Genomic DNA, 24749 nt, shown 5'->3' on the forward strand with positions numbered 1-24749 from the left:
TTGAAGTGCAAAGGTGAGAATATTGTCTTGGAGCCCTTGGGTTTACATTGTTTTATTAGGTTTTGCGGCGATCCTCTACGGTTGGATGCAGCCCAAAATCAGACAGCAGCAAACCACTATAGATGGACAAACTGGTAATGTGGAAGAAACGCTGGAGCAGTTTATGGCTGAAATGGAACGGGATAACGAGGAGATTATTGGCCTGATTGCTGACATGAAGCAGGAGACGCTCTCCAAACAGATGTCTCAGCAGGAACTGATTACGGAGCTCCGCCAAAGGCTGCAGGCTTATGAGCGGCAGAACCTGATGCTCGAAACTCGTTTGGAGCAGCTGGAGAAATCGGCTTTGGTCACAAACACAAATGCCGGCAGGGATGTTAACGTTAACGAGATGCTCACACCGGCCGTACAGGCAGATGCGGCGCCCCATGTGGAACAACAGCCTTTAGAGTCTTCTACCGAAACGGAACAGCCGCTGCCTACCGTCCGCGAACGTTATCCTGAGTTGTTCGAACTGTATGATGAAGGGAAATCCATTGACACAGTAGCTAAAGCCACGGGAATGGCACGCGGAGAAGTTCAGCTTATCCTGCAGCTGGCCAAAAGAGAGGGGTCCTCTCTATGATGCGTAATCGTCAGTTTCTGTTTGGTCTGGGAGCCGGCTTGATTATCGGAGCTCTGCTGCTTCAGTTAATGAACGTTGCTCAAACTCAGCCGCAAATGCTGAATACCGAAGAAGCGGTTCGGGATGCGGCCAAAGCCTTGGGACTTAGGGTTTATGGCAGCAGTGAGCAGGTATACAGCGAGCAGGAATGGAAGGAAAGGCAGGCCAGCGGGACTTCCAGCAAAGGATCATCCGTAACGCCAAGCGCGCCTGCGGAGCCTTCTTCACCTGTTTCTCCTGACAAACCGTCTGAGCCGGCAGCTTCTTCCAAGGCTCCTGCCCCTCCAGCTTCCCCGGCTCCTTCCAATAAGTCAGAGGAGAAGGCGGAGGTCACGATCCCCGCCGGAACGACATTGACCGAAGTGGCCGGAATGCTGAAAGCAGCCGGCATTATTTCGGACGAGGAGGCTTTTGTGCTGCTGGCTAAGGAATGGAACGCAACCAGAACCATCCAAACGGGTACTTACACGTTCACCAAAGGCGAATCTTTTAAAAGCATTACTGACAAAATAACTAAAAACAAGTAGCCAGATTTGGTTTTGAGATCATTTTGTTGGATTTTGTTGCAACGCCCAAATTGTTATGATATATTAATTGATGGTGTTAAAACACACGGAAGACGGATTTCGTCAAGGGTGCTTTGCAGAGGGATCTGGAGAGTCTTGACGGGAAATGAAGTCGCCGGAGGGGCATCAAATAAAACCAATTAGGAGGTGCGTGAAGATGGCAGTAATCTCCATGAAACAACTGCTTGAAGCAGGTGTTCATTTCGGTCACCAGACTCGTCGTTGGAACCCGAAAATGGATCGTTATATCTTCACCGAAAGAAACGGTATTTACATCATTGACCTGCAAAAGACGGTCAAAAAAGTTGAGGAAGCTTACAACTTTGTGAAAAGCATTGCTGAAGAGAACGGTACAATCCTGTTCGTTGGCACTAAGAAACAAGCACAAGACTCTGTTAAAGAAGAAGCTGAACGCGCCGGTCAATTCTACATTAACCAACGTTGGCTCGGCGGTACTCTGACTAACTTCTCCACAATTCAAAAACGTATCGATCGTTTGAAAACTTTGGAGAAATGGGAAGAGGACGGCACTTTTGCAGTACTGCCTAAGAAAGAAGTTATCCTTCTCCGCAAAGAGAAAGATCGTCTTGAGAAATTCCTGGGCGGTATCAAGAACATGAAGGGCTTGCCAAGCGCTTTGTTCGTCATCGACCCTCGTAAAGAGCGCATCGCAGTTGCGGAAGCTCGCAAATTGGGTATCCCAATCGTAGGTATCGTAGATACAAACTGCGATCCGGACGAAATCGATTATGTAATTCCAGGTAATGACGACGCGATCCGCGCTGTTAAATTGCTGACTGGCAAAATGGCAGACGCTGTAATCGAAGCTCACCAAGGCGAGCAAACGACTGCTTAATCATAGCTTGGTCTATAAACCGATAAATTAAATGAAAAAGGGTGGTTGGTAGGTGCGATAAACCTTTCACTACCCTTTTTTTAAAGCAAAAAATATATACACATTTTGGAGGTAATTTATAATGGCAGTTGACGCAAAATCCGTAAAAGAACTTCGCGAAAAAACAGGCGCAGGTATGCTGGATTGCAAAAAAGCTTTGGAGGAAGCAAACGGCGACCTGACTAAAGCCGCTGAACTCCTTCGTGAAAAAGGTCTGTCAGCAGCAGCTAACAAAGCTGGACGTATCGCTACTGAAGGCGTTGTTGAATCCTACATCCACGCTGGCGGACGTATCGGCGTTCTCGTAGAAATCAACTGCGAAACGGACTTCGTTGCTAAAACGGATCAATTTAAAGAATTCGCTCGCGACATCGCTATGCACATTGCGGCTGTAAGCCCTAAATATGTTCGTCGTGAAGAAGTTCCAACTGAAGAGCTGGAGAAAGAAAAAGAAATCTTGAAAGCTCAAGCTTTGAACGAAGGCAAACCGGAAAAAATCGTTGAAAAAATGGTAGAAGGCCGTATCAGCAAATTCTACGAAGAAATCTGCTTGCTTGACCAGCAGTTCGTTAAAGATCCAGACAAAACGATCGCTACTCTGCTGAACGAAAAAATCAGCACAATCGGCGAAAATATCTCGATCCGTCGTTTCGTTCGTTACGAACTGGGCGAAGGTATGGAGAAAAAAGTCGATAACTTTGTAGAAGAAGTTATGGCTCAAGTTAAAAACTAATCGTAAATTTACAGTTTTTTTACTTAAGAGATGGAACACAGTGTGTTCCTTCTTTTTTAAAGAGATTTCCAATAGATTCCGTACTCACGTCAGAGTCTGAGTGATCTTACGGATCCATGGCCCACCTGGTGGGGTAAATAAGAATATGAAGTTTAACTGTTTAAGATCCCCACAAAGTAGTCAGCATAAGCTTAAGGGCATTTGCGCCATTTTGTGGGGTTATTTTAACCTGAGGCGGATGTTGAATCTGTCTTGTTGGAAAGTGGAGGGTATGCATTGGAACAGCCTATATTTAAACGTGTTGTACTTAAAGTCAGCGGGGAATCCCTCGCCGGTCAGAACGGTTACGGAATTGACGCAGAGACCATAACATCGATTGCGCAGCAGGTTAAAGATGTGGTAGAACTTGGCGTTCAGGTCGCTATCGTATGCGGCGGGGGCAACATTTGGCGCGGGATTGCTGGAAGCGCCAAAGGCATCGACCGCGCTACGGCCGACTATATGGGCATGCTTGCCACTCTGATGAATTCGCTTGCTCTGCAGGATGCGCTTGAGCAAATTGATGTGCCGACTCGTGTGCAAACTTCAATTGCCATGCAGCAAATTGCTGAACCTTATATTCGCCGCCGGGCGATCCGGCATTTGGAGAAAGGCCGCGTCGTTATTTTTGCAGCCGGAACAGGCAATCCTTTCTTTTCTACGGATACTACCGCAGCGCTGCGGGCCGCTGAGATTGAAGCCGAAGTGATCCTGATGGCCAAGAATAAAGTCGACGGCGTATACTCTGCAGATCCGTTTGTAGATCCGACAGCCGTGAAATACGAACAATTGACTTACCTTGAAGTCCTTAACAAAAACCTTGGAGTTATGGATTCCACTGCATCTTCTCTCTGCATGGACAACAACATTCCGCTGATTGTGTTCGCGATTACGGAACAAGGCAACATTAAACGCGTTGTAGTCGGAGAGAAAATTGGTACGATCGTAAAAGGGAGTGTAGACTAATGCCTCAATCGATTAAGAAAAGCGCTGAAGAACGGATGGAAAAAGCCATCCAGGCTTTGAAGAGAGACCTGGCGACGCTTCGGGCCGGGAGAGCGACTCCCGCACTGCTTGACCGCATACAGGTCGAATATTATGGAGCCCCGACTCCTGTTAATCAGCTTGCGAACATCAATACTCCGGATACCCGAACCCTGCTGATTCAGCCATGGGACAAATCTTCTCTTGCGGATATCGAGCGCGCTATTATGAAATCGGATCTTGGTTTGACGCCGGCTAACGACGGCACTGCGATCCGCCTTGTGATCCCGGCCTTGACGGAAGAACGCCGTCTGGAGCTTGTGAAGACCACAAAAAAGTTCGGCGAAGAAGCTAAGGTAGCGATCCGCAACATCCGCCGAGATGCCAATGATGACATCAAGAAACTGGAGAAGACGGACATTTCCGAAGACGAGTCGCGTCGACATCAGGAGGATATTCAAAAAACGACCGACAAGTTTATTGCGGAAGTGGATAAAGTGCTCGCTGCTAAAGAAAAAGAAATTATGGAAGTGTAAGAGACCAAACCGCCCCTCCTATTATGGTGGGGTTTTGTCTCTTTTTCGATGATACTGGAACGGTTGCCCAGTCCTTTTAAGCCGCGAATGCGCAGAAAGGGAGAAAGAACGCTGCGGCGAACAGGCGTAACGCCTGCCGTACTACTTGTCACCTTATGGAGGATTACAATGAAGAAAATATTTCGGCCAAGGTGGAAGCAAGATCAACAGGAAACGCCTGTAAGCCTGGATCAAGCCAACATTCCAAAGCACGTCGCCATCATTATGGACGGCAACGGCCGCTGGGCGAACCGGCGGGGAATGCCAAGAATCGTGGGACACCAAACCGGGATGAAGGCCGTCAAAAGAACTACAATTGCTGCTGATGAGCTCGGCATCAAATATTTGACGATGTATGCTTTTTCTACGGAGAACTGGAAACGTCCAAAAGACGAAGTGGATTTCCTGATGAAGCTCCCCCAGGAGTTTCTGGCACTTGAGCTGGATGAACTGGTTGAGAAGAATGTGCAGGTTAGGATGATGGGCCACACAGATGGCCTTCCCAAATATACCATTGATGCAATGGAAGAAGCCGTCAGACGAACCCAGCACAACACAGGACTTGTTCTGAATTTTGCGCTGAACTACGGAAGCCGGAGGGAAATCTCTGACAGCATCCGCAAAGCGGCTGAGGAAGTGGCTAGCGGCAAGCTGCGGCTCGAGGACCTGAACGAAGAATGGGTTTCATCCCGGCTGCTGACGGCAGATATACCGGATCCGGACCTGTTGATTCGCACAGGCGGAGAAATTCGTCTCAGCAATTACATGCTGTGGCAGCTTGCTTACAGCGAATTGTGGTTTACCGATGTCTACTGGCCTGAATTCGGCAAGGAGCACCTGATCTCGGCAGTCGCTGAATTTCAGCGGCGGACGCGCAGATACGGCGGGTTAACTTAAACCTGAAGAAGGGAGGAACCGGATTGAAACAACGTTTGATCACAGGGATTATCGCAGGTGCTTTTTTTCTAGGGTTATGTCTGGTCGGTGGAACGGCTTTTGAATTGTTGATTCTGCTGATGGCACTTATCGGATATTATGAATTTGTTAAAATGACGGGAGTATCGCCAAAGAGCGCTGCGTCAGTCCTGGGATACATGGGTGTGGTTTTATTTTTTCTGCCCTGGGGCCAGCTTCATCTGCCGCTCAATTGGGGTTCATCGGCTTTAATTTGGCTGCTGCTGCTGCTGTTTGCGTCTATCACGGTATTCAGCAAAAACCGATTTTCAATTAAGGAAGCCGCTTTGCTGCTGTTTGGAGCGGTTTACGTCGGAATAGGGTTCTCGGCTATATCCGGTATGCGAGGTTCGGTCGATGGACATGGGCTGTTTTGGACCTTTCTTCTGCTTTGCTCCATTTGGGCAAGCGATGCGGGGGCCTATTTTGTCGGTAAAGCGATAGGCAGAACGAAATTGTGGCCTGCGATCAGCCCGAATAAAACCGTGGAAGGCGCTTTGGGCGGTGTTATTATTGCTATCGTGGTGGCGGTTATTTTTGCGCTGTTCTCAGGCGGACTGCTGGGTTTGCCAAGAGCGGTTCTGATTGGAGCCTGCGCGGCTGTGGTCGGACAAATGGGGGATCTTGTCCAATCGGCCTATAAACGGGTTTACGGAATCAAAGATTCGGGGAACCTGCTGCCCGGACACGGAGGGATTCTCGATCGCTGCGACAGCTGGATCATCGTTTTTCCTTTTGTTCATTTTTTGACGCTGCTGCCCAGCTAGTACATATTCCCCAAACTAGGATATAGAGGTTATACAGATGAAAAAGATTGCAATTATCGGCTCTACCGGCTCCATTGGAACCCAAACGCTGGATGTGGCTGCCGCCCATCCCGATCAATTTCAGGTTGAGGCGCTTGCTGGAGGCGGCAACATCAAACTTTTGCTGGAACAAGTCCAGCAATTCAAGCCGCGTATGGTTTCGGTAGGCACGGCTGCTTTGGCCGAGGAAATCAAGCCGTATCTCCCTAGCGGCGTCCAGCTTTATCATGGGAACGAGGGGTTGATCGAGGTGGCTGCCGGTTCCGATGCGGACATGCTGGTCACAGCTGTTATGGGCAGTGTGGGACTGCGTTCCACCTTGGCGGCGATTGATGCGGGCAAACAGATCGGCCTGGCCAATAAAGAGACACTGGTCACCGCTGGTCATCTGGTTATGGAGCGGGCCGCGGCTAAAGGTGTGTCCGTCCTGCCGGTGGACAGTGAACATTCGGCCGTGTTTCAGTGTTTGAACGGCGAGCATAGAGCCGAAATTTCCAACATTACGCTGACGGCCTCCGGCGGATCTTTCCGTGATTTGACCAGAGATCAGCTTAGTCACGTAACGGTAGAAGATGCCTTGAAGCACCCCAATTGGTCTATGGGCGCCAAAATTACGATCGACTCGGCGACGATGGTCAACAAGGGGCTTGAGGTTATCGAAGCCCATTGGCTGTTTGGCGTGCCTTATGAGCAGATCCAGGTGCTGCTGCATCCGGAGAGCATCGTCCACTCCTACGTGGAATTTGTAGATGGAAGCATCATTGCACAGCTGGGCACCCCGGATATGCGGGTTCCGATCCAGTACGCATTAACTTATCCGCAGCGTATGAAAGCGCCGGGGAAACGGTTGTCACTGGCCCAAATCGGGCAGCTGCATTTCCGCGAAATGGATTACGATCGTTTCCCGTGTTTAAGACTGGCCTTCGAATGTGGTAAAATAGGTGGGACAGCTCCAACGGCTTATAACGCTGCCAATGAAATTGCGGTTGCCCGCTTTTTGAATAAAGAGATTTCCTTCCTGCAGATCGAAACGATCCTGGAACGTGTGCTTGAAGAGCATCAGGTGGCAGCACAACCGGATTTGGAAGCCATTGAAGCGGCGGACGCTTGGGCAAGGTCAAAAGCACGCCAGCTCTGATTTTCCTTTCTTTGGCGTTTCCCCCGGCTTTGTCCCCTGAAGCTGAAAGTTAATTCTCTGAAAGTCATCGGCCGTTTGGACAGCTGGATGGGTATATCCGGGCTGTTACCATGATACACTTTAATAGACAAGGACGGTTGTTTTGAGAAGACCTGATAGTGGAGTAAATAGGCAGGTCGAACAGGAACGAGACCCGAAGGAGGATGCTTTCGATTGGAAACGCTGCAGATCATCATATTAACGGTCCTGATGTTTTTTCTCATCGTTACCGTTCATGAATGGGGACATTATTATTTCGCCAAGCGCGCCGGCATTCTGGTGCGCGAGTTCGCGATCGGTTTCGGACCGAAGATTTTCTCTTATAAAAGAAACGAAACCCAATTTACGCTCCGGCTGCTGCCTTTTGGGGGTTATGCCCGAATGGCGGGGGAAGACCCCGAATTGATTGAAATCGAACCGGGGCAAACGGTAGCCGTAAGGCTGACTGGCAATGAAGTAACGAAGATTTACCTGGACCGTCTGGATACTCGCAGAAACGTCATTCGCGGCGAAGTTCTCTTTGTAGATCTGGAAGAGAAGCTGAGCATTGAGCTCGATGTGGATGGCGAACCCCAGCGTTATCCGGTACACAGACAAGCTATGCTTACGGTTAAGGGCAAAGATACGCAAATTGCGCCAAAGGATCGGCAGTATGGAAGCAAGACGGTAGGCCAGCGGGCTTTGGCTATTTTTGCAGGGCCGGCAATGAACTTCATCTTGGCTTTCGTCCTGTTTGCGCTCCATATTCAAATGGCAGGTATTCCTATGGACCCGACTCATCTGGAGATTGGTGAGGTATCCGAAGGAATGCCGGCTGCGGAGACCGGTTTGAAGAAAGGCGATATTATAGAGAGTATTAACGGGGTAGCCGTTGGTATCGACGCAGAGAAGATGGTGGGCTTGATCAGCGAATCCCAGGATAAGCAGATGACCTGGAAGATTCGCCGCGGCGATCAGGAGCTTGAAGTGAAAATTACGCCTCGGGCAATGGCAGGTCAGGAAGGCGGAAAGGTCGGCACTACGATCGTTACCTATCAGCCGACCCGTAAAGCTGGTTTTGGCGAAACCTTCAGCACTGCCGGCGTTCAAATGGTGGATACAACGAAGATGATCTTCCAGGGCTTCCGCCAATTGATTAATAAATTTTCGATGGATGACTTGGGAGGACCTGTCCGGACCGCTCAAGTGACCGGACAAATTGCCAAGCAGGGCATTGCTCAGCTGACACAGTGGGCCGGTATCCTCAGCTTATATCTGGGACTGTTTAATCTGTTCCCGATCCCGGCTCTTGATGGAAGCCGTTTGGTGTTCCTCGGTGTAGAAGCGCTGCGCGGCAAACCGATAGATCCGAACCGGGAAGGCATGGTGCATTTTATTGGCTTTGCGATGTTGTTCCTGCTAATGATTGCTGTAACTTACAATGACATATTAAGATTGATCAGCGGCTGATTCTAAGCTTTCGGAGTCCGCAGCTGCGGAATGAAGCACAGGGAAAAGCGGAATTACAGCAGGAGAGTGCTGCAATTCCGCCGCAAATCGGGCTTTCGGCAACAAACAGCCTTAAGGCAAGACACAAGGCGTGTGCCGGAAGCCCTTTTTTAAATGACAGAATATATAGATTTCGGAATTTTGGAATAGAACCTGTCAGGCATTAGGGGCGGGGAACACGTTGTATGGTTTTATTTTTTCAGAGAGTTTGTGGCAATAAGGGGGAAGAGAAGTTGAGCGGAGTAAACGATAAGAGAACACGGCTGGAACTGCTGATGAAGCAGGCCGATCTATCTAATGGCATTGTAGATCCTTATTTTCTGGATGGATGGATAGAACAGGTTGAGGTTAGTCGCTCCAACAAGGAATGGAAAATTGCGATCGCCAAGGAGACATTGGTGCCGGCGCAGGTTTACCGGACCTTTTGCCTGCAAATCCGCGAGCGGATGGAGCATATCGCCAAGATTACCTTCCAGTTCCGGTACGGTTCGAATTTGACGGCCCAAGAGGTAGTTGAGGAATATTGGAAGCTGTTTCTTGAATGGGTGCAGCGCGAAATCCCTTCGGTAAACGGATGGATGATCAGAGCTGTATTTGAAGTCGATGGAGATCTCGTGACTGTACAGTTAACGGATTCGATGTCACTTGAATTGGCACGAAAGAAGGCAATTGACCGCGCTATCGTTACTTTTTACGATCGGTATTTTGGTTTATCGCTGCGGGTGAAGCTGCAAACGGGTGACAATAGCGCAGAAGCTTTCGAAGAATTCCAGCAGCGTGTGATGGAAGAGAATCGCGAAGCGATTCAGCAGCTTATGGAAAGTGTCGAGCAGGAGATTGCCCTGGAATCTGCAGAAGAAGACGGGGAAGAAGTCAAGCTGCAGATTGGCTATGATATCAAAGACCAGCCGATCCCGCTGCAAAACATCCAGGATGAAGAGAAGAAGGCGACGATTCAGGGAACTATTTTTGGCCTGGACAGCAAAGAACTCCGCAATGGAAGCACGCTCTTCACTTTCTACTTGACCGATTTCACTGATTCGCTGCAAATGAAAATGTTCGCCAAAAACAAGGAAGACCTTAAAATCATGGGCAAGTTAGCCAATGGAAAATGGGTCAAAGCGCGCGGCCGCATCGAATATGACCGGTTCATGCAGGTGCCGGAGCTTGTGATGATTCCATCCGATCTGCATGAGGTTGGTGCTCCTGCGGGACGCAAGGATCAGGCGGCCGAGAAGAGAGTCGAGTTCCATCTGCACACCACAATGAGTGCCATGGACGCGGTAACTCCGATCGACCAATACGTCAAAATGGCTGCCAAATGGGGGCATAAAGCCATAGCCGTCACCGATCACGGCGGTGTGCAAAGTTTTCCCGATGCGGCGAAGGCCGCTAAGAAAAACGGAATCAAAATGATTTACGGCGTTGAAGCTAATGTGGTGAATGACGATGTGGCGGTTGTACTGAATCCGGAACCCCGGGAACTCAAAACGGCAACTTATATCGTATTTGATATCGAGACCACCGGCCTGTCAGTTACACAGAATAAAATTATAGAAATCGCGGCTATTAAAATAGTTGAAGGCAAAGAAATCGATCGTTATACGACTTTCGTCAACCCGCATGTTCGTATTCCTTATCATATCCAGCAGTTGACTAATATTAACGATGAAATGGTGCGGGATGCTCCGGAAGTCGAACCTGTGCTCAGACAGTTTGTTGAATTTGCCGGAGACGGCATTCTGGTAGCGCACAACGCCAGATTCGACGTTGGATTTATCAATGCCAAGCTGAAAGAGCTCGGTATCGAGCAAATGAGCAATCCGGTTCTGGATACGCTGGAGCTGGCAAGAATGCTGTTCCCTTCCATGAAGAATCACCGGCTTAACACGCTGGCTACCAAATATAAAGTCTCACTGGAAAATCATCACCGCGCGATAGACGATACCCTTGCCTTGTGCGAGATTCTGAACTGCCTGCTTTCCGATGCCGAGAAAATACAGGGAATTACCATGCTGGACCGGTTAAACGATAACGTCGGCAAGGATCTCTCCAATGTGCGGCCATTCCACTGCGGCATCTATGCGCTGAACCAGGTCGGCAAAAAAAATCTGTTCAAGCTGGTTTCACTCTCTCACACTGAACATTTCAACCGGGTACCCACCATTCCGAGGACGCTGCTTCAGAAGCTGCGTGAAGGGCTGCTCGTCATTTCCGGCTGTGAGAAAGGCGAGTTCTTCGAAACTGTACTGAACAAATCCGTCGAGGAAGCGGAAGCGGTGGCTGAGTTCTACGATGTGCTGGAAATCCAGCCGCTGACCATGTATATGCATTTGGTCGACAAAGGACTGGTGGGCAGCGTCGAGGAGCTTGAAACGGCAGTCCGCAAAGTCTGCGACATCGGCGCCAAGCTAGGCAAGCCGGTCGTTGCTACCGGCAATGTTCATTACCTTGAGCCGCGCGACAAGCTGTTCCGCGACATTACGATCCACGGCATTACCGGGTTCAGCCCGCTTAAGGATATTCGCAAGCCTGACGCTCATTTCCGGACAACGGATGAGATGCTGAAGGAATTCAGCTTCCTGGGCGAAGCGAAGGCTTTGGAGGTTGTGGTTACGAACACCTCAGAGTTGGCTGATCGTTTCGAGGAGATCGAGCTGTTCCCGGACAAGCTGTTCACACCGATCATCGAAGGAGCGGATGAGGAGATTCGCAGCACTTGCTACAATACAGCCAAATCCATTTACGGCGAGGATCTGCCGGAGGTAGTGGTAGCGCGTCTGGAGAAGGAACTCGAGCCGATTATCAAATATGGTTTCTCAGCAAACTATCTGATTTCGGAACGTCTTGTTAAGAAGTCGAATCAGGACGGCTATCTCGTTGGTTCCCGGGGTTCCGTCGGTTCATCCGTCGTCGCGACATTCCTGGGCATTTCGGAGGTTAATCCGCTGCCGGCTCACTATATTTGCCGAAATCCGGATTGCAGACACAGCGAGTGGTTTCTGGACGGCAGCGTACCGAGCGGATTCGACCTGCCGGACAAGGACTGTCCGAAATGCGGGGAGAAGCTGAAGGGTGAAGGACAGGATATTCCGTTCGAAACATTCCTGGGCTTTAAAGGCGATAAAGTTCCCGATATTGACTTGAACTTCTCCGGGGAATACCAGCCGCATGCGCATAATTACACGAAGGTGCTTTTCGGTGAGAAAAGCGTGTTCCGGGCCGGAACGATCGGTACGGTGGCAGAGAAAACCGCGTTTGGCTTCGCCAAGAAATATGAAGAGGAACACGGCAAGAAATGGCGCGGCGCCGAGCTGAGCCGGCTGGCCTCAGGCTGTACAGGCGTTAAGCGCAGTACCGGCCAGCATCCGGGCGGGATCGTGGTTGTACCGGATTATATGGAAGTTGACGATATTACGCCTGTACAGTATCCGGCGGATGATACAAGCTCGGAATGGAAGACGACTCATTTTGACTATCACGCTTTTGATGCGAACTTGCTCAAGCTCGATATTCTGGGACACGATGATCCGACCATGATGCGTATGCTACAGGACTTAACGGGGGTGGATCCGACAACGATTCCGATGAATGACCCTAAGGTTATGAGCATGTTCAACTCGACGGAGGCGCTTGGCGTCCGGCCGGATCAGATTCGTACTCCGGTGGCGACTTACGGGGTTCCGGAGATGGGGACCAAATTCGTACGGCAGATGCTGATTGAGTCCCAGCCGTCCTCTTTCGCCGACTTGCTGCAGATTTCCGGGTTGTCGCACGGGACGGGCGTATGGCTCGGCAACGCGCAGGATTTGATCAAGAACGGTACCTGCAACATCAAGACCGTAATCGGTTGTCGTGATGACATCATGCTGTTCCTGATCTATAAAGCGGGAATGGATGCGAGTCTGGCCTTTAAAATCACGGAAAGCGTACGTAAAGGTAAAGGCCTCTCGCCGGAATGGATTGAGGAAATGAAGCGGTGCAAAGTGCCGAACTGGTACATTGATTCCTGCCTGAAGATTCAATACATGTTCCCGAAAGCGCACGCTGCTGCTTATGTTATTTCCGCTGTGCGGACGGCCTATTTCAAGCTTTACCATCCGATCGAATATTACGCTACGTATTTCTCGGTCCGCGGCGAAGACTTTGATATTGAGCTGTTCTGCCAAGGTTACGAAGCGATCAATAAGAAAATCGACGAAATCGAGCAAAAAGGCTTCCAGGCTTTGCCGAAAGAGAAAAGCATGCTGCCGATTCTGGAAATGGCGCTGGAAATGACGGCGCGCGGCTTCAGCTTCAAGAGCATTGATTTGTATCGTTCCGATGCTACGAAATTTATCGTAGATGGAGATTCGCTGATTCCTCCGTTTTCGGCGCTGGCCGGAATTGGGGAGAACGCCGCCAAAAATATCGCGGCTGCCAAGGATCAGGGCGAATTTTTATCCATCGAGGATTTCCAGCAGAAATCCAAAGCAAGTAAAACGATTATCGAGCTGCTTAGCCAGCTCGGATGTTTCCGCGGCCTGCCGGAAAGCAATCAGCTTTCCTTGTTTTAACAGCATGCTATAGTCTGTAATAGCTTCAAACGGGCGTGGCATAAGGCTTTGCGGCTTTTGAACGAGGTTCGTTCACTTGTCACTATTTTCGGATTATGTTATAATTTTATTGTCAATCATGAAGATAGAACCGTTGTTTAAAGAGTGGGGAAACCCACTCTTTAATCTTTGGTATAGATGAATGAGGGTATGGAGGTTGAAAGCTTGAGCACACCGAAGATCAAAGCGGCTGTGGAAGAAATGATTTTGCCCTATTTGGAGGATAACGGATTTGAACTGGTCGATGTCGAGTATGTGAAGGAAGGCAGCAACTGGTTCCTTCGCGTCTTTGTTGACAAGGAGGGCGGCATTGATATTGATGACTGCGGCCGAATCAGCGAGGTTCTCAGCGAGAAGCTGGACAAGAACGATCCGATTCCTGCAGCTTATTTCCTTGAAGTATCTTCTCCGGGAGCGGAACGTCCGCTGAAGAAAGCGGAGGACGTGAAGAAGGCTGTTGGCAAAGACGTGTTTGTGACTACATACGAACCCGTGAACGGCCAGAAGGAATTTGAAGGGCGCCTGCTTTCGTTTGAGCAGGAGGAGCTGCTCATTCAAGTTGGCAAGAAGGAATACAGCATCCCATACGGCAAAGTCGCCAGTGCACGACTGGCTATTATTTTTTAAGGCGATTGGGTTACGGGTATATTTTGAAAGGGGGAGCTTGAGGTAAATGAGTATGGATTTTATTGAAGCCTTAAATGAATTGGAAAGGGAGAAAGGGATCAGCAAAGATATATTGTTCGAAGCCATTGAAGCAGCGCTGATCTCCAGCTATAAGCGGAATTTCAATACGGCACAAAATGTTCGTGTTGATATGAACCGCAATACCGGCGGTATTAAAGTGTTTGCGCGCAAGCTGGTCGTGGAAGAGGTGCTGGATCCTCGCACGGAAATTTCGCTGCCGGCTGCGCGTGAAATCCATCCCGGCTTCCAAATCGACGATGTGGCTGAAATCGAGGTTACGCCTCGCGACTTTGGACGTATTGCCGCACAAACCGCTAAGCAGGTGGTTACGCAGCGCATTCGCGAAGCGGAGCGCGGGCTGATTTATAACGCCTTCGTCGATAAAGAGGAGGATATTGTGACTGGTATCGTCCAGCGTCAGGATCTTCGTAACATTTATGTGGATCTCGGTAAAGTGGAAGCTCATCTTCCGCTTAACGAACTGATGCCGAACGAGAAATTCAAGCACAATGACCGCATCAAAGCTTATATTACAAAAGTTGAGAATACGACCAAAGGTCCCCAGATCCTGCTGTCACGCAGTCATCCAGGTCTGCTGAAACGTCTGTTCGAGCTTGAGGTTCCGGAAATTTACGACGGTGTTGTCGAAATTAAATCCGTGGCCCGTGAAGCCGGCTTCCGTTCCAAAATCGCCGTTTATTCCCGTAACGCTGAGGTAGATCCGGTTGGTTCCTGCGTGGGGCCTAAAGGCCAGCGCGTCCAAACGATTGTGAATGAGCTGCGCGGTGAGAAAATCGACATCGTCCGTTATTCCGAAAGCGTCGAGGAATATGTCGCTAATGCGCTCAGCCCGTCCAAGGTACTGGAGGTACAGGTGTTTGAAGCGGAGAAGATGGCTCGCGTGATCGTGCCGGATTACCAGCTTTCTCTAGCCATCGGCATCAAGGGACAAAACGCACGCCTGGCAGCCAAATTGACCGGCTGGAAGATCGATATCAAGAGCGAAACACAGGCGGAAGAAGAATTTGGCAGACCGATTTCGGATGGCGAGGAAATGCCGCAGGATTCCGTCTCTGTAGATTAAGTTAGAGTAGGACGGGGGGCTAGGTCATGAAGACAAGAAAAGTACCGCTGCGCAAATGTGTGGCATGCCAGCAGATGATGCCTAAGAAAGAGCTGATTCGAGTAGTCAAGACTCCTGAAGGAGAGGTTATGATCGACCTCACCGGCAAGAAGTCGGGACGCGGAGCTTATTTGTGCGGAAGCGTAGCTTGCTTCAAGCTGGCGCACAAGAACCGTTCGCTCGACCGGGCACTGAAATCTCCGGTGCAATCGGAAATTTATGAGCAGCTTGCCAGAGATTTCGTTGCTGTGGAAGAAGAGTTTATCAACTCCCGGAACGGGAGCGAAGACGATGAGTAACAAAGCTTTGTCGCAGCTTGGGCTGGCCATGCGTGCCGGCAAGGTGATATCGGGGGATGAAATTGTAACCAAATCCATCCGCTCATCCGAAGCAAAGCTGGTCATTGTGGCCGGTGATGCTTCACTCAATACACGTAAGAAATTCCGCGATAAATGCGGAACTTATCAAGTTCCTTTGCTGATTGGATTTGATCGGGAAAGCCTTGGAGCCAGCGTGGGCAAGCCGGAAAGGGTGGTGCTCGCGCTGACGGATCAAGGATTCGCAAACTTATTGCGTAAAACCGTGAGTATGACGTCGGAGGTGGAGTATATTGAGTAAACAAGAGAACAAAGATAAACTAAGAGTGTACGAATATGCCAAGTCGCTGAATATGAGCAGCAAGGAAATTATTACGATTCTTAAACGCCTGGATATTCCTGTGAACAATCACATGAGTGTTATGGAGAATGACACGGTCTCCAGGGTGGAACAATTTTTTAAAGATATCAAAAATAATGCAGCAGCCAAACGTGACGGCGCTGCCGCTTCAAGCGGAGGATCGGCAAAAGCGGCCGCTGCCTCTTCTTCAGGCAGTGAAGGCAAAGCGGGATCGAAATCCGCGGCGTCTGCCAGCAATGACCACACCGCTATAACAAGCGCGAGTAACAACAAAAATCAATCAGAAAAGCAGGTAAGCATGAATAACAATAAAACGCCAAATCAAACGAAGAGCGCCGGAGTGGCGACACAGACCAGAAATAGTCAATCTAACGGAAACAGTCAGAATAACAGCGGAAATCGACCATCTTCCCAAGGTGGAGATCGTCAAGGTTCCGCACGTCCGCAAGGACAAAATAACCGTCCGAACCAGGGCGGCGGTCAAAACCGCGGCGGCCGCCCAACTCAGGGTGGAGGCCAAGGCGGAAGCCGTCCGTCGCAAGGTGGCGGACAGGGGGGTACAAACCGTCCTCAGTCCTCTGCAAACCGCAGCGGCGGAGATGCCTCTCGTTCAGGCTCCGCGCAGGACAGACCAAGACGCGATGGCGGTGGCGGCAATAACCGCGGCGGCGGCCAGAAACGTTTTGAAGATGGCAACAAAGGTGGTTTCCGCGGGGGCAACAACCGTGGCGGCAATAACCGCGGCCGCGGCGGAAGAGGCGGTCAGCAGCAGGAAAGACGCGAGAAGATCGACAATACGCCTAAGAAAATCATCGTCCGCGGTGAAATGACCGTAGGCGAAACGGCTAAACTGCTCCATAAAGATGCTTCCGAAGTGATCAAGAAGCTTATCTCCTTAGGCGTTATGGCGACGATCAACCAAGAGCTGGATATGGATACAATTCTGCTTCTTGCTGGTGATTTCGGCGTGGAAGTAGAAGTCAAAATCCCGGTTGAAGACGACCGCTTTGAAACTGTAGAAGAAAACGACGACCCGGCCGATTTGGAAGTTCGTCCGCCAGTCGTAACGATCATGGGTCACGTTGACCATGGTAAAACGACTTTGCTGGATACTATCCGCTCTACCAGCGTAACCGCTGGCGAGGCCGGCGGCATCACCCAGCATATCGGTGCTTATCAGGTCGAAATTAACCATAAGAAAATCACGTTCCTCGATACACCGGGCCACGAAGCCTTTACGGCTATGCGTGCGCGTGGTGCCCAGGTAACGGATATGACGATTATCGTGGTAGCGGCCGATGACGGCGTTATGCCGCAGACCGTCGAAGCGATCAACCATGCGAAAGCGGCAGGCCTGCCGATTATCGTAGCGGTCAACAAAATCGACAAACCGGGCGCTAATCCGGACAAAGTTAAACAGGAACTTACGGAATATGAACTGGTTCCGGAAGAATGGGGCGGCGATACGATCTTTGTTAACGTTTCTGCTAAACAGAAGCTCGGAATTGAAGAACTGCTCGAAATGATTCTGCTGGTAGCAGAAGTGAACGAATACAAAGCTAACCCTAACAAACGTGCCAGAGGTACGGTTATCGAAGCCGAGCTGGATAAAGGCCGCGGTCCTGTAGCCCGCGTGCTCGTACAGCACGGTACGCTGAAGATCGGTGACGCGTTTGTAGCCGGCAACTGCTTCGGACGCGTGCGCGCCATGGTCAACGACAAAGGCCGTCGTCTGAAAGAAGCAGGACCTTCTACTCCGGTAGAAATCACCGGTTTGACTGAGGTTCCTGGCGCGGGCGATCCGTTTATGGTGTTCGAGGATGAGCGCAAAGCGCGTTCCATCGCCGACAAACGTTCGATCACTCATCGTCAGTCCGAACTCAGCAGCAATACCCGCGTTACGCTGGATGATCTGTTTAATGCGATCAAGGAAGGCGAAATCAAAGATTTGAACGTAATCATCAAAGGTGACGTTCAGGGTTCGGTTGAAGCCTTGAAGAGCTCCCTCGCCAAGATCGAAGTTGAAGGCGTACGCGTTAAGATCATTCACAGCGGTGCAGGTGCAATCACTGAATCCGATATTATCCTGGCGGCAGCTTCCAACGCTATCGTAATCGGCTTTAACGTTCGTCCGGAAGCTCAGGCGAAAGCGACAGCTGAGCAGGAGAAAGTGGATATTCGTCTGCATCGCGTTATCTACAACGTGATCGAGGAAATCGAACAGGCGATGAAGGGCATGCTGGATCCGGTCTTCAAGGAATCCGTTATCGGCCATGCCGAAGTGCGTAACACCTTTAAAATCAGCAAAGTCGGAACGATTGCCGGTTGTATGGTTACCTCCGGTAAGATTTCCCGCTCTGCCGAAGCCCGCTTGATCCGCGACGGCATTGTTATCTTTGAAGGCAAGATCGATTCCCTCAAACGCTACAAAGACGATGCCAAAGAGGTTGCACAAGGTTACGAGTGCGGCATTACGCTCGACGGCTATAACGACCTCAAAGAGGGCGACACTATCGAGGCATTCATTATGGAAGAGGTTAAACATTAATCTCGGCTATTTTCCGGGGAACGCTTGGACATGATATTTAAAAATGCGGTTTGACCGCTTTGATGAGCACCGGCTGAAAGTACGGCCGGTGCTTTCAAGATAGATAAAGAGGTGTTATTGATGGCAAATAATCGTCCTGGCCGTGTTGGCGAACAAATCAAAAAGGAGCTCAGCCTGCTGATTCAAAGCGAGCTGAAAGACCCGCGCATCGGTTTCGTAACCGTAACGGGCGTTGATGTGACCAACGATTTGTCTCAGGCTAAAGTTTACCTCAGCGTGTTTGGCAGCGAGGAAGAGAAACAGGCGTCACTCAAAGGCATTGAAAGAGCCAGCGGATTTCTGCGCAGTGAGCTTGGGAAATTAATCCGCTTGCGTCATACGCCGGAGCTGATCTTCAAATTCGACGAATCGATCCAATACGGCAGCCATATTGAGAAGCTGCTCGGCGAGATTACGAAGGAAGATAAATAAAAGGTAATAAAGGAGAGGGCTATGCAGATTAGCGAACCGGAATTCCAGAGTGCTGTTGATTACATCAAGAAGCACGACGATTTTCTTATCGTATCGCATGTGCAGCCCGACGGAGATGCAGTCAGCTCTACCCTTGCGGTAGGCTGGCTTCTCTCATGTCTGGGCAAAAATTATGTTATGGTCAATGAAGGGCCTATCCCGCGCCGGATGTCCTTTCTGTGGCATGCCGATCAAATTGTGGACCTTTCATCGCAGCCTCTTTCACGTACATACAAACACGTGATTTGCGTCGATTGCGCAGATTTCAAGAGAGTGGGCGCAACCATGGAATATTTTGCTGAAGACGCGGTGTTGCTGAATATCGATCATCATCCGACCAATGATGCTTATGGGGCAGTGAATGTTATCGTTCCTGAGGCAGCAGCTACGGCGGAAATTTTATTCGACCTTATAGCGGACGCGGGAGTAGAATTGGATCAAGACGTTGCAACCGCGATCTATACCGGCATGCTGACCGATACCGGCGGTTTCCGGTATTCGAACACGTCGCCGAAGGTGATGGCGATCGCCTCCAAGCTGCTTGAGTATGGAATTGACGGACCCTGGATTTCCGAGCACCTTTTGGAGCAGATGACCTACCCGCAGCTGCGTATTTTATCGATTGCTCTAAATAAGCTGCAGCTCAGCAAAGACGGCAAATTGGCCTGGGTCAGCATCACGGACGCCGATATGCAGGAAGCAGGGGCTATTCATGAGGATCTGGAAGGCATCGTGAATTATCCGCGCAACATTACCGGTGTAGAAGTTGGCATGCTCTTTAAGGTCATCAACGACCAGGCTGTCAAGGTGAGTATGCGCTCGGCCGGCAAGGTTGACGTAGCGGCGGTTGCCCAAAGCTTTGGCGGCGGAGGACATGTTCGGGCCGCTGGTGCCCGGCTGGAGACTACGCTGGAAGAAGCGGTAATTGCAGTTGTAGAGCGGGTGAAACAGGAGTTATGATGGAATACGAAGGCATATTGCCGGTGCTGAAGCCGGCGGGTTTCACTTCCCATGATGTGGTAGCCAAAACGCGGGGCATTCTGAAAATGAAACGGATCGGCCATACCGGAACCCTGGATCCTCAGGTTACCGGCGTGCTGCCGCTCTGCTTGGGCAGGGCGACTCGAATGGTCGAGTATTTGCAGGAGCTGCCTAAAGAATATGAAGCTACCCTGGTGCTTGGTATCGCAACGGATACGGAGGACATGACAGGCACCGTTACCCGTCAGCTTGACGAGGGAGTTCTGGTCAGCCTGGAGCAGGTTAAGCAGGCCTTGGCGAAATTCCAGGGGACCATTTCTCAAGTGCCTCCGATGTATTCGGCGCTGAAGCAGGACGGCAAAAGGCTGTACGAGCTGGCGCGCGAAGGCAAAACTGTTGAACGCAAGGCTCGCGAGGTCACCATCCACGAACTGGAATTGACCGGGTTTAAGGCGGAGCTGCCTTATCCGGAAATTTCGATTCGTGTTTTGTGCTCCAAAGGCACCTACATCCGGACCTTGTGCGTCGATATCGGTCAGGCGCTTGGTGTGCCGGCCGCGATGTCCGTTCTGAAACGGACCATTTCTGCAGGGATTACTGACGACCGCTGTCTGACTTTTGAGGAGATCGCCCGTTATGCCGCGGAGGGTTCACTTCAGCAGCATCTGATTCCGGTCGATCAGGCTGTGTCCCATTTAACAGCCGTCCAGGTTGCGGATGAGAAAGTCAGAGCGGCACTGCAGGGACAGCGCTTGTCTCCTTCAGCTGTCCAGCCGGTTCCGCAGCGGGATGAGGTTATTCGGCTGTATGATCCGGAGCAGCGTTTTCTTGGTATTTACAAACGGGAAGCCGAATCAGGAGCCATTGCTCCGGTTAAAGTATTCGCCCAGAATCAATAGATATAAAGGCTTTTAGCCTAATTCCGCAACGCCGGCCCTCTAGGATGTACGCCGGTTTGCCGGGGACAACTTATTGGAATGCAGGTGAGAGGTTTATGGAAACCGTAAATTTGTCTTATCCGTTATCGGAAAATGTGGTGGAACGTTTTGCGGCTCCGCAGGTGCTGGCCCTGGGTCAGTTCGACGGGCTGCATTTAGGCCATATTAGCGTCATCAAAGCCGCTATTTCTTTGGCAAGGGAAGCTGGTCTTCCCGCCGCAGTCATGACGTTTTATCCGCACCCCAAAGAAGTCATGAAAAAAGGGGATTACGATGGGTATTTGACCCCGCCGGCCGAGAAGGAGCGTCTGCTCCGGGAGCTTGGCATCGATTATTTTTACGTCGTGGAATTTAACGAAGCGTTCTCGAAGGTAAGCCCTGAACAATTTGTGGCCGGCATGCTGCTGCCGCTGAACATTCAAACGGCTGTGATCGGCTTTGATTTTCATTTTGGACACAAAGGCGCCGGAGACGCCGGCATGCTTTGCGAGCTGGGTAAGCCGCAGTTTACGGTACATACCGTTCCGCCTTTTTTAATAGATGGGGAGAAGGTCAGCAGTTCCGGCATCCGAAAATGGCTGCATGAAGGCCGCGTTGATCTTGCGGCTGGCTGGTTCGGGCGTCCTTATCTCGTAAGAGGCAAGGTTATCAACGGAGAGAAGAGAGGCCGTACCATCGGCTTTCCGACGGCGAACGTCGAACCCTCCGAGCATTTTGTTCTGCCGGTAAAAGGCGTATATGCGGTGAAAGCACAGCTTGAAGGTGAGGACCGCTGGCTGCCCGGAGTCATGAACCTTGGGGTGAAACCAACCTTTCATGAAGGGGTGACGAAACCTTCGCTGGAGGTTCATCTGTTCGATTTCAGCCAGGACATCTACGAACATGAGCTTACGATTGAACTCATCTCTTATATCAGACCCGAACGGAAGTTTTCGTCCATCGACGAATTGATTGCGCAAATCGGCCGGGACGCGGATACGGCAAGAGAACTGCTCTCCTAACTTTATCTGCTTATTAAGAGATACAAGTTTACTTTTGCACTTATGTTGTGTTATAATTTTCAAAGTGTTCTTATGGGACACATAACCTTAGCTTGGTTGTCCGTTCTCACCGGCGGCTACGAGGCTAATGGCGATTATAATGAAGGAGGTGAACAGGATGGCATTGACTCAAGAACGTAAAACTCAACTGATCGAAGAGCACAAAACTCACGAGTCCGATACAGGATCTCCAGAGGTGCAAATTGCTATCCTTACTGAGAACATCGTTAACTTGACTGACCACTTGCGTACACACAAGAAAGATCATCATTCCCGCCGTGGATTGTTGAAAATGGTCGGACAACGCCGTAAGCTTTTGGCTTACTTGAAGAACAAAGATGTTAGACGTTACAGTGCATTGATCGAAAAACTCGGTCTGCGCCGCTAATTTTTAACCTTACTTTGGAAGCAGCCTGGTTGCCGCTGTTACCGCTCGTATGAAAGCGAACGGCGGCCTGCCTGGTTGCTTTTTAGCGTAGGCATGAATTACGCCGGTCTTGCAGGAAATAATGGTATAGAACCGAATATAGAAGGTAACCTTTGAAGGAGGGATTTCATGGAGAAGCAAGTGAAAATGCAGCTTGGAGGAAGACCTCTTGTGCTGGAAACGGGCCGATTGGCCAAGCAGGCCAACGCGGCTGTGATGGTACGCTACGGCGAAACGGCTGTACTTTGTACGGTAACGGCGTCTTCGGAGCCGAAAGACCTCGACTTTTTCCCGCTTACGGTCAACTATGAAGAGAAATTGTATGCGGTCGGCAAAATTCCAGGCGGCTTTATTAAACGTGAAGGACGCCCAAGTGAAAAAGCCATTCTGGCCAGCCGTTTGACAGACCGTCCGATTCGTCCGCTGTTTCCGGAAGGATTCCGCAATGACGTACAGATCGTAAACCTGGTTATGAGTGTGGATCAGGACTGCGAACCTGAAATCGCGGCGATGATCGGTACTTCCGCAGCGCTGAGCATTTCCGATGTTCCGTTTAACGGGCCTATCGGTGGTGTAGCAGTAGGGCGGGTTAACGGCGAGTTTGTTATCAACCCGGACATCGCCCAGCAGGAAGCCAGCGACATGTATCTCGTGGTTGCAGGGACTAAAGATGCGATCATGATGGTAGAAGCCGAAGCCAACGAGGTTCCGGAAGAAGTCATGCTGGAAGCGATTATGTTTGGCCATGACGAAATCAAGAACATCGTAGCGGTCATCGAGGAGTTCGCGCAGATTGCGGGCAAGGAGAAGATGGAAGTCAAGCTCCACGCGGTAGATGCGGAAGTGAACCGTGCTGTTCGTGAATTTGCAGCAGAACGTTTGGTAGAAGCGGTGAGAATCGCCGAGAAACATGCCAGACAGGATGCGATCGACGCCATTAACGATGATGCCGTTACTTTCTTTGAGCAAGAGTACATAGAGACTCCAGAGCTCTTGAGCGATGTCAAAGAAGTGCTGCATGATATTGTCAAAGAAGAAGTGCGCCGCCTGATTACGCATGATAAAGTGCGTCCTGACGGTCGTAAGCTTAACGAAATCCGCCCGATTGAATGCGACATCAACCTGCTGCCGCGTACGCACGGCTCCGGCTTGTTCACACGTGGACAAACCCAGGCTCTCAGTATTTGTACGCTTGGCGCGCTTGGTGATGTGCAGATTCTGGACGGTATCGATCTGGAAGAAACCAAACGCTTTATGCACCACTACAATTTCCCGCCGTTCAGCGTAGGCGAAGCTCGTCCGCTCCGCGCACCTGGCCGCCGCGAAATCGGTCATGGCGCTTTGGGTGAACGTGCGCTGTCCAAGGTTATTCCTTCCGAAACGGAATTCCCTTACACAATCCGCCTTGTTTCCGAGGTGCTCGAATCCAACGGTTCGACTTCCCAGGCTAGTATCTGTGCCAGCACGCTGGCTATGATGGATGCTGGCGTACCGATTAAGGCTCCAGTAGCCGGTGTAGCAATGGGTCTGATCAAAGACAAAGATCATGTGTCCATCTTGACTGACATTCAAGGCATGGAAGATCATCTCGGCGACATGGACTTTAAAGTGGCCGGTACAAGAGAAGGCGTAACCGCTATTCAGATGGACATCAAAATCGACGGCATCGACCGCCAGATTTTGAATGAAGCGCTGGAGCAGGCGAGAGAAGGCCGGATGTTCATTTTGGATAAAATGACGGAAGTCATTTCCAAACCAAAAGAAAATCTGTCCCCTTATGCGCCTAAGATTATGGTTATGCAGATCAATCCGGACAAAATCCGCGACGTGATCGGTGCAGGCGGTAAAGTTATCAATAAAATTATTGAAGACACCGGCGTGAAGATCGATATCGAACAGGATGGCCGTGTATTTATCGCTTCCTCCAACCCGGAAATGAACGATAAAGCCCGTGCAATCATCGAAGGTATCGTGAAGGAAGTAGTAGTCGGCGAAATTTATACCGGTACGGTTAAACGTATCGAGAAGTTCGGCGCATTTGTGGAGATTTTGCCGGGTAAAGACGGTTTGGTGCATATCTCGCAATTGTCGACAGAACGTGTAGGCAAGGTAGAAGATGTAGTTGCCATTGGTGATGTAATTACGGTAAAAGTTACCGAAATCGATCAGCAGGGCCGCGTCAACCTTTCCCGTAAAGCTACGCTGACACCGGAAGCGGTTAAACAAGACTAAACCTAACATTGCCAGTTATCCGCAGGGTGACCGGGAAAGAAAGAGGCAGAACACAGATTCTGGCTCTTTTTTTACGTGCCCGTTTATAAGTGTCCACCGTTAAGAGCTT

22 protein-coding genes are annotated in these 24749 nt (G+C 50.3%); all 22 read left to right on the forward strand.

The genetic code is table 11. The features are described from left to right. The first annotated feature begins 13 nt into the window (after positions 1-13). The 22 genes from CBE73_RS00640 to pnp all read left to right on the forward strand — a co-directional run bounded on the left by CBE73_RS00640 (position 14) and on the right by pnp (position 24640). Positions 14-625 (forward strand): hypothetical protein, encoded by a 612-nt coding sequence (locus CBE73_RS00640; protein WP_229752668.1) that lies wholly within the window; start codon positions 14-16, stop codon positions 623-625. Further along, complete coding sequence (locus CBE73_RS00645) at positions 622-1191, forward strand: endolytic transglycosylase MltG (RefSeq protein WP_094092545.1); 570 nt, start codon at positions 622-624, stop codon at positions 1189-1191. Before CBE73_RS00640 ends, CBE73_RS00645 begins: the two co-directional genes overlap by 4 nt. 196 nt (positions 1192-1387) lie before the next feature. Next, positions 1388-2086: a 30S ribosomal protein S2 gene (rpsB, locus tag CBE73_RS00650; RefSeq protein WP_094092546.1), complete on the forward strand. Its 699-nt coding sequence runs from the start codon at positions 1388-1390 to the stop codon at positions 2084-2086. Between the two features lie 121 nt (positions 2087-2207). Further along, positions 2208-2858: a translation elongation factor Ts gene (gene tsf / locus CBE73_RS00655; protein WP_094092547.1), complete on the forward strand. Its 651-nt coding sequence runs from the start codon at positions 2208-2210 to the stop codon at positions 2856-2858. A 276-nt stretch (positions 2859-3134) separates the two neighbouring features. Then, positions 3135-3863, forward strand: a complete 729-nt coding sequence (pyrH, locus tag CBE73_RS00660; RefSeq protein ID WP_094092548.1) for a UMP kinase — start codon at positions 3135-3137, stop codon at positions 3861-3863. Further along, entirely contained in the window at positions 3863-4417 is a 555-nt protein-coding gene (frr, locus tag CBE73_RS00665; protein WP_094092549.1) for a ribosome recycling factor, read from the forward strand. Before pyrH ends, frr begins: the two co-directional genes overlap by 1 nt. A 168-nt stretch (positions 4418-4585) precedes the next feature. Continuing rightward, positions 4586-5353: an undecaprenyl pyrophosphate synthase gene (locus tag CBE73_RS00670; RefSeq protein WP_094092550.1), complete on the forward strand. Its 768-nt coding sequence runs from the start codon at positions 4586-4588 to the stop codon at positions 5351-5353. Between the two features lie 23 nt (positions 5354-5376). Next, entirely contained in the window at positions 5377-6177 is an 801-nt protein-coding gene (locus tag CBE73_RS00675; RefSeq protein WP_094092551.1) for a phosphatidate cytidylyltransferase, read from the forward strand. A 37-nt stretch (positions 6178-6214) separates the two neighbouring features. Continuing rightward, positions 6215-7354 carry a 1-deoxy-D-xylulose-5-phosphate reductoisomerase gene (locus CBE73_RS00680; RefSeq protein ID WP_094092552.1) on the forward strand — a complete coding sequence of 380 codons (1140 nt, stop codon included), beginning with the start codon at positions 6215-6217 and terminating at the stop codon, positions 7352-7354. Positions 7355-7567: 213 nt separating this feature from the next. Continuing rightward, positions 7568-8842 (forward strand): RIP metalloprotease RseP, encoded by a 1275-nt coding sequence (gene rseP / locus CBE73_RS00685; protein WP_094092553.1) that lies wholly within the window; start codon positions 7568-7570, stop codon positions 8840-8842. Positions 8843-9156: 314 nt separating this feature from the next. Further along, a complete protein-coding gene (locus tag CBE73_RS00690) occupies positions 9157-13437 on the forward strand; it encodes a PolC-type DNA polymerase III (RefSeq protein WP_373286371.1) in 4281 nt (1426 codons plus the stop codon). A gap of 204 nt (positions 13438-13641) precedes the next feature. Next, positions 13642-14103 carry a ribosome maturation factor RimP gene (rimP, locus tag CBE73_RS00695; RefSeq protein ID WP_094092555.1) on the forward strand — a complete coding sequence of 154 codons (462 nt, stop codon included), beginning with the start codon at positions 13642-13644 and terminating at the stop codon, positions 14101-14103. Between the two features lie 46 nt (positions 14104-14149). After that, positions 14150-15247: a transcription termination factor NusA gene (gene nusA, locus CBE73_RS00700; protein WP_094092556.1), complete on the forward strand. Its 1098-nt coding sequence runs from the start codon at positions 14150-14152 to the stop codon at positions 15245-15247. A 26-nt stretch (positions 15248-15273) separates the two neighbouring features. Further along, entirely contained in the window at positions 15274-15585 is a 312-nt protein-coding gene (gene rnpM, locus CBE73_RS00705; RefSeq protein ID WP_094092557.1) for an RNase P modulator RnpM, read from the forward strand. Then, complete coding sequence (locus CBE73_RS00710; protein ID WP_094092558.1) at positions 15578-15904, forward strand: L7Ae/L30e/S12e/Gadd45 family ribosomal protein; 327 nt, start codon at positions 15578-15580, stop codon at positions 15902-15904. The genes rnpM and CBE73_RS00710 overlap by 8 nt, the downstream gene beginning before the upstream one ends. Continuing rightward, positions 15897-18512 carry a translation initiation factor IF-2 gene (gene infB, locus CBE73_RS00715; protein ID WP_094092559.1) on the forward strand — a complete coding sequence of 872 codons (2616 nt, stop codon included), beginning with the start codon at positions 15897-15899 and terminating at the stop codon, positions 18510-18512. The genes CBE73_RS00710 and infB overlap by 8 nt, the downstream gene beginning before the upstream one ends. 120 nt (positions 18513-18632) lie before the next feature. After that, on the forward strand, positions 18633-18983 hold the full coding sequence (gene rbfA / locus CBE73_RS00720) for a 30S ribosome-binding factor RbfA (RefSeq protein ID WP_094092560.1): 351 nt from the start codon (positions 18633-18635) through the stop codon (positions 18981-18983). Positions 18984-19004: 21 nt separating this feature from the next. After that, on the forward strand, positions 19005-19982 hold the full coding sequence (locus CBE73_RS00725; protein WP_094092561.1) for a DHH family phosphoesterase: 978 nt from the start codon (positions 19005-19007) through the stop codon (positions 19980-19982). After that, positions 19979-20902, forward strand: a complete 924-nt coding sequence (truB, locus tag CBE73_RS00730; protein WP_094092562.1) for a tRNA pseudouridine(55) synthase TruB — start codon at positions 19979-19981, stop codon at positions 20900-20902. The genes CBE73_RS00725 and truB overlap by 4 nt, the downstream gene beginning before the upstream one ends. Before the next feature lie 95 nt (positions 20903-20997). Next, a complete protein-coding gene (locus CBE73_RS00735; protein WP_094092563.1) occupies positions 20998-21942 on the forward strand; it encodes a bifunctional riboflavin kinase/FAD synthetase in 945 nt (314 codons plus the stop codon). 157 nt (positions 21943-22099) lie between these two features. Further along, complete coding sequence (gene rpsO, locus CBE73_RS00740; RefSeq protein ID WP_094092564.1) at positions 22100-22369, forward strand: 30S ribosomal protein S15; 270 nt, start codon at positions 22100-22102, stop codon at positions 22367-22369. Positions 22370-22537: 168 nt separating this feature from the next. Continuing rightward, on the forward strand, positions 22538-24640 hold the full coding sequence (pnp, locus tag CBE73_RS00745; RefSeq protein ID WP_094092565.1) for a polyribonucleotide nucleotidyltransferase: 2103 nt from the start codon (positions 22538-22540) through the stop codon (positions 24638-24640). Positions 24641-24749: the final 109 nt, after the last annotated feature.

It is taken from the genome of Paenibacillus physcomitrellae (genome assembly GCF_002240225.1).
Taxonomy (GTDB): Bacteria; Bacillota; Bacilli; order Paenibacillales; family Paenibacillaceae; genus Fontibacillus; species Fontibacillus physcomitrellae.

Bases quoted from the DNA above. Each gene is read 5' to 3' on its own strand.
- CBE73_RS00645 (WP_094092545.1), top strand. From the start codon at position 622: ATGATGCGTAATCGTCAGTTTCTGTTTGGTCTGGGAGCCGGCTTGATT.
- rpsB (WP_094092546.1), top strand. From the start codon at position 1,388: ATGGCAGTAATCTCCATGAAACAACTGCTTGAAGCAGGTGTTCATTTC.
- tsf (WP_094092547.1), top strand. From the start codon at position 2,208: ATGGCAGTTGACGCAAAATCCGTAAAAGAACTTCGCGAAAAAACAGGC.
- frr (WP_094092549.1), top strand. From the start codon at position 3,863: ATGCCTCAATCGATTAAGAAAAGCGCTGAAGAACGGATGGAAAAAGCC.
- CBE73_RS00670 (WP_094092550.1), top strand. From the start codon at position 4,586: ATGAAGAAAATATTTCGGCCAAGGTGGAAGCAAGATCAACAGGAAACG.
- CBE73_RS00680 (WP_094092552.1), top strand. From the start codon at position 6,215: ATGAAAAAGATTGCAATTATCGGCTCTACCGGCTCCATTGGAACCCAA.
- CBE73_RS00690 (WP_373286371.1), top strand. From the start codon at position 9,157: ATGAAGCAGGCCGATCTATCTAATGGCATTGTAGATCCTTATTTTCTG.
- nusA (WP_094092556.1), top strand. From the start codon at position 14,150: ATGAGTATGGATTTTATTGAAGCCTTAAATGAATTGGAAAGGGAGAAA.
- rnpM (WP_094092557.1), top strand. From the start codon at position 15,274: ATGAAGACAAGAAAAGTACCGCTGCGCAAATGTGTGGCATGCCAGCAG.
- CBE73_RS00710 (WP_094092558.1), top strand. From the start codon at position 15,578: ATGAGTAACAAAGCTTTGTCGCAGCTTGGGCTGGCCATGCGTGCCGGC.
- rbfA (WP_094092560.1), top strand. From the start codon at position 18,633: ATGGCAAATAATCGTCCTGGCCGTGTTGGCGAACAAATCAAAAAGGAG.
- CBE73_RS00725 (WP_094092561.1), top strand. From the start codon at position 19,005: ATGCAGATTAGCGAACCGGAATTCCAGAGTGCTGTTGATTACATCAAG.
- truB (WP_094092562.1), top strand. From the start codon at position 19,979: ATGATGGAATACGAAGGCATATTGCCGGTGCTGAAGCCGGCGGGTTTC.
- CBE73_RS00735 (WP_094092563.1), top strand. From the start codon at position 20,998: ATGGAAACCGTAAATTTGTCTTATCCGTTATCGGAAAATGTGGTGGAA.
- rpsO (WP_094092564.1), top strand. From the start codon at position 22,100: ATGGCATTGACTCAAGAACGTAAAACTCAACTGATCGAAGAGCACAAA.
- pnp (WP_094092565.1), top strand. From the start codon at position 22,538: ATGGAGAAGCAAGTGAAAATGCAGCTTGGAGGAAGACCTCTTGTGCTG.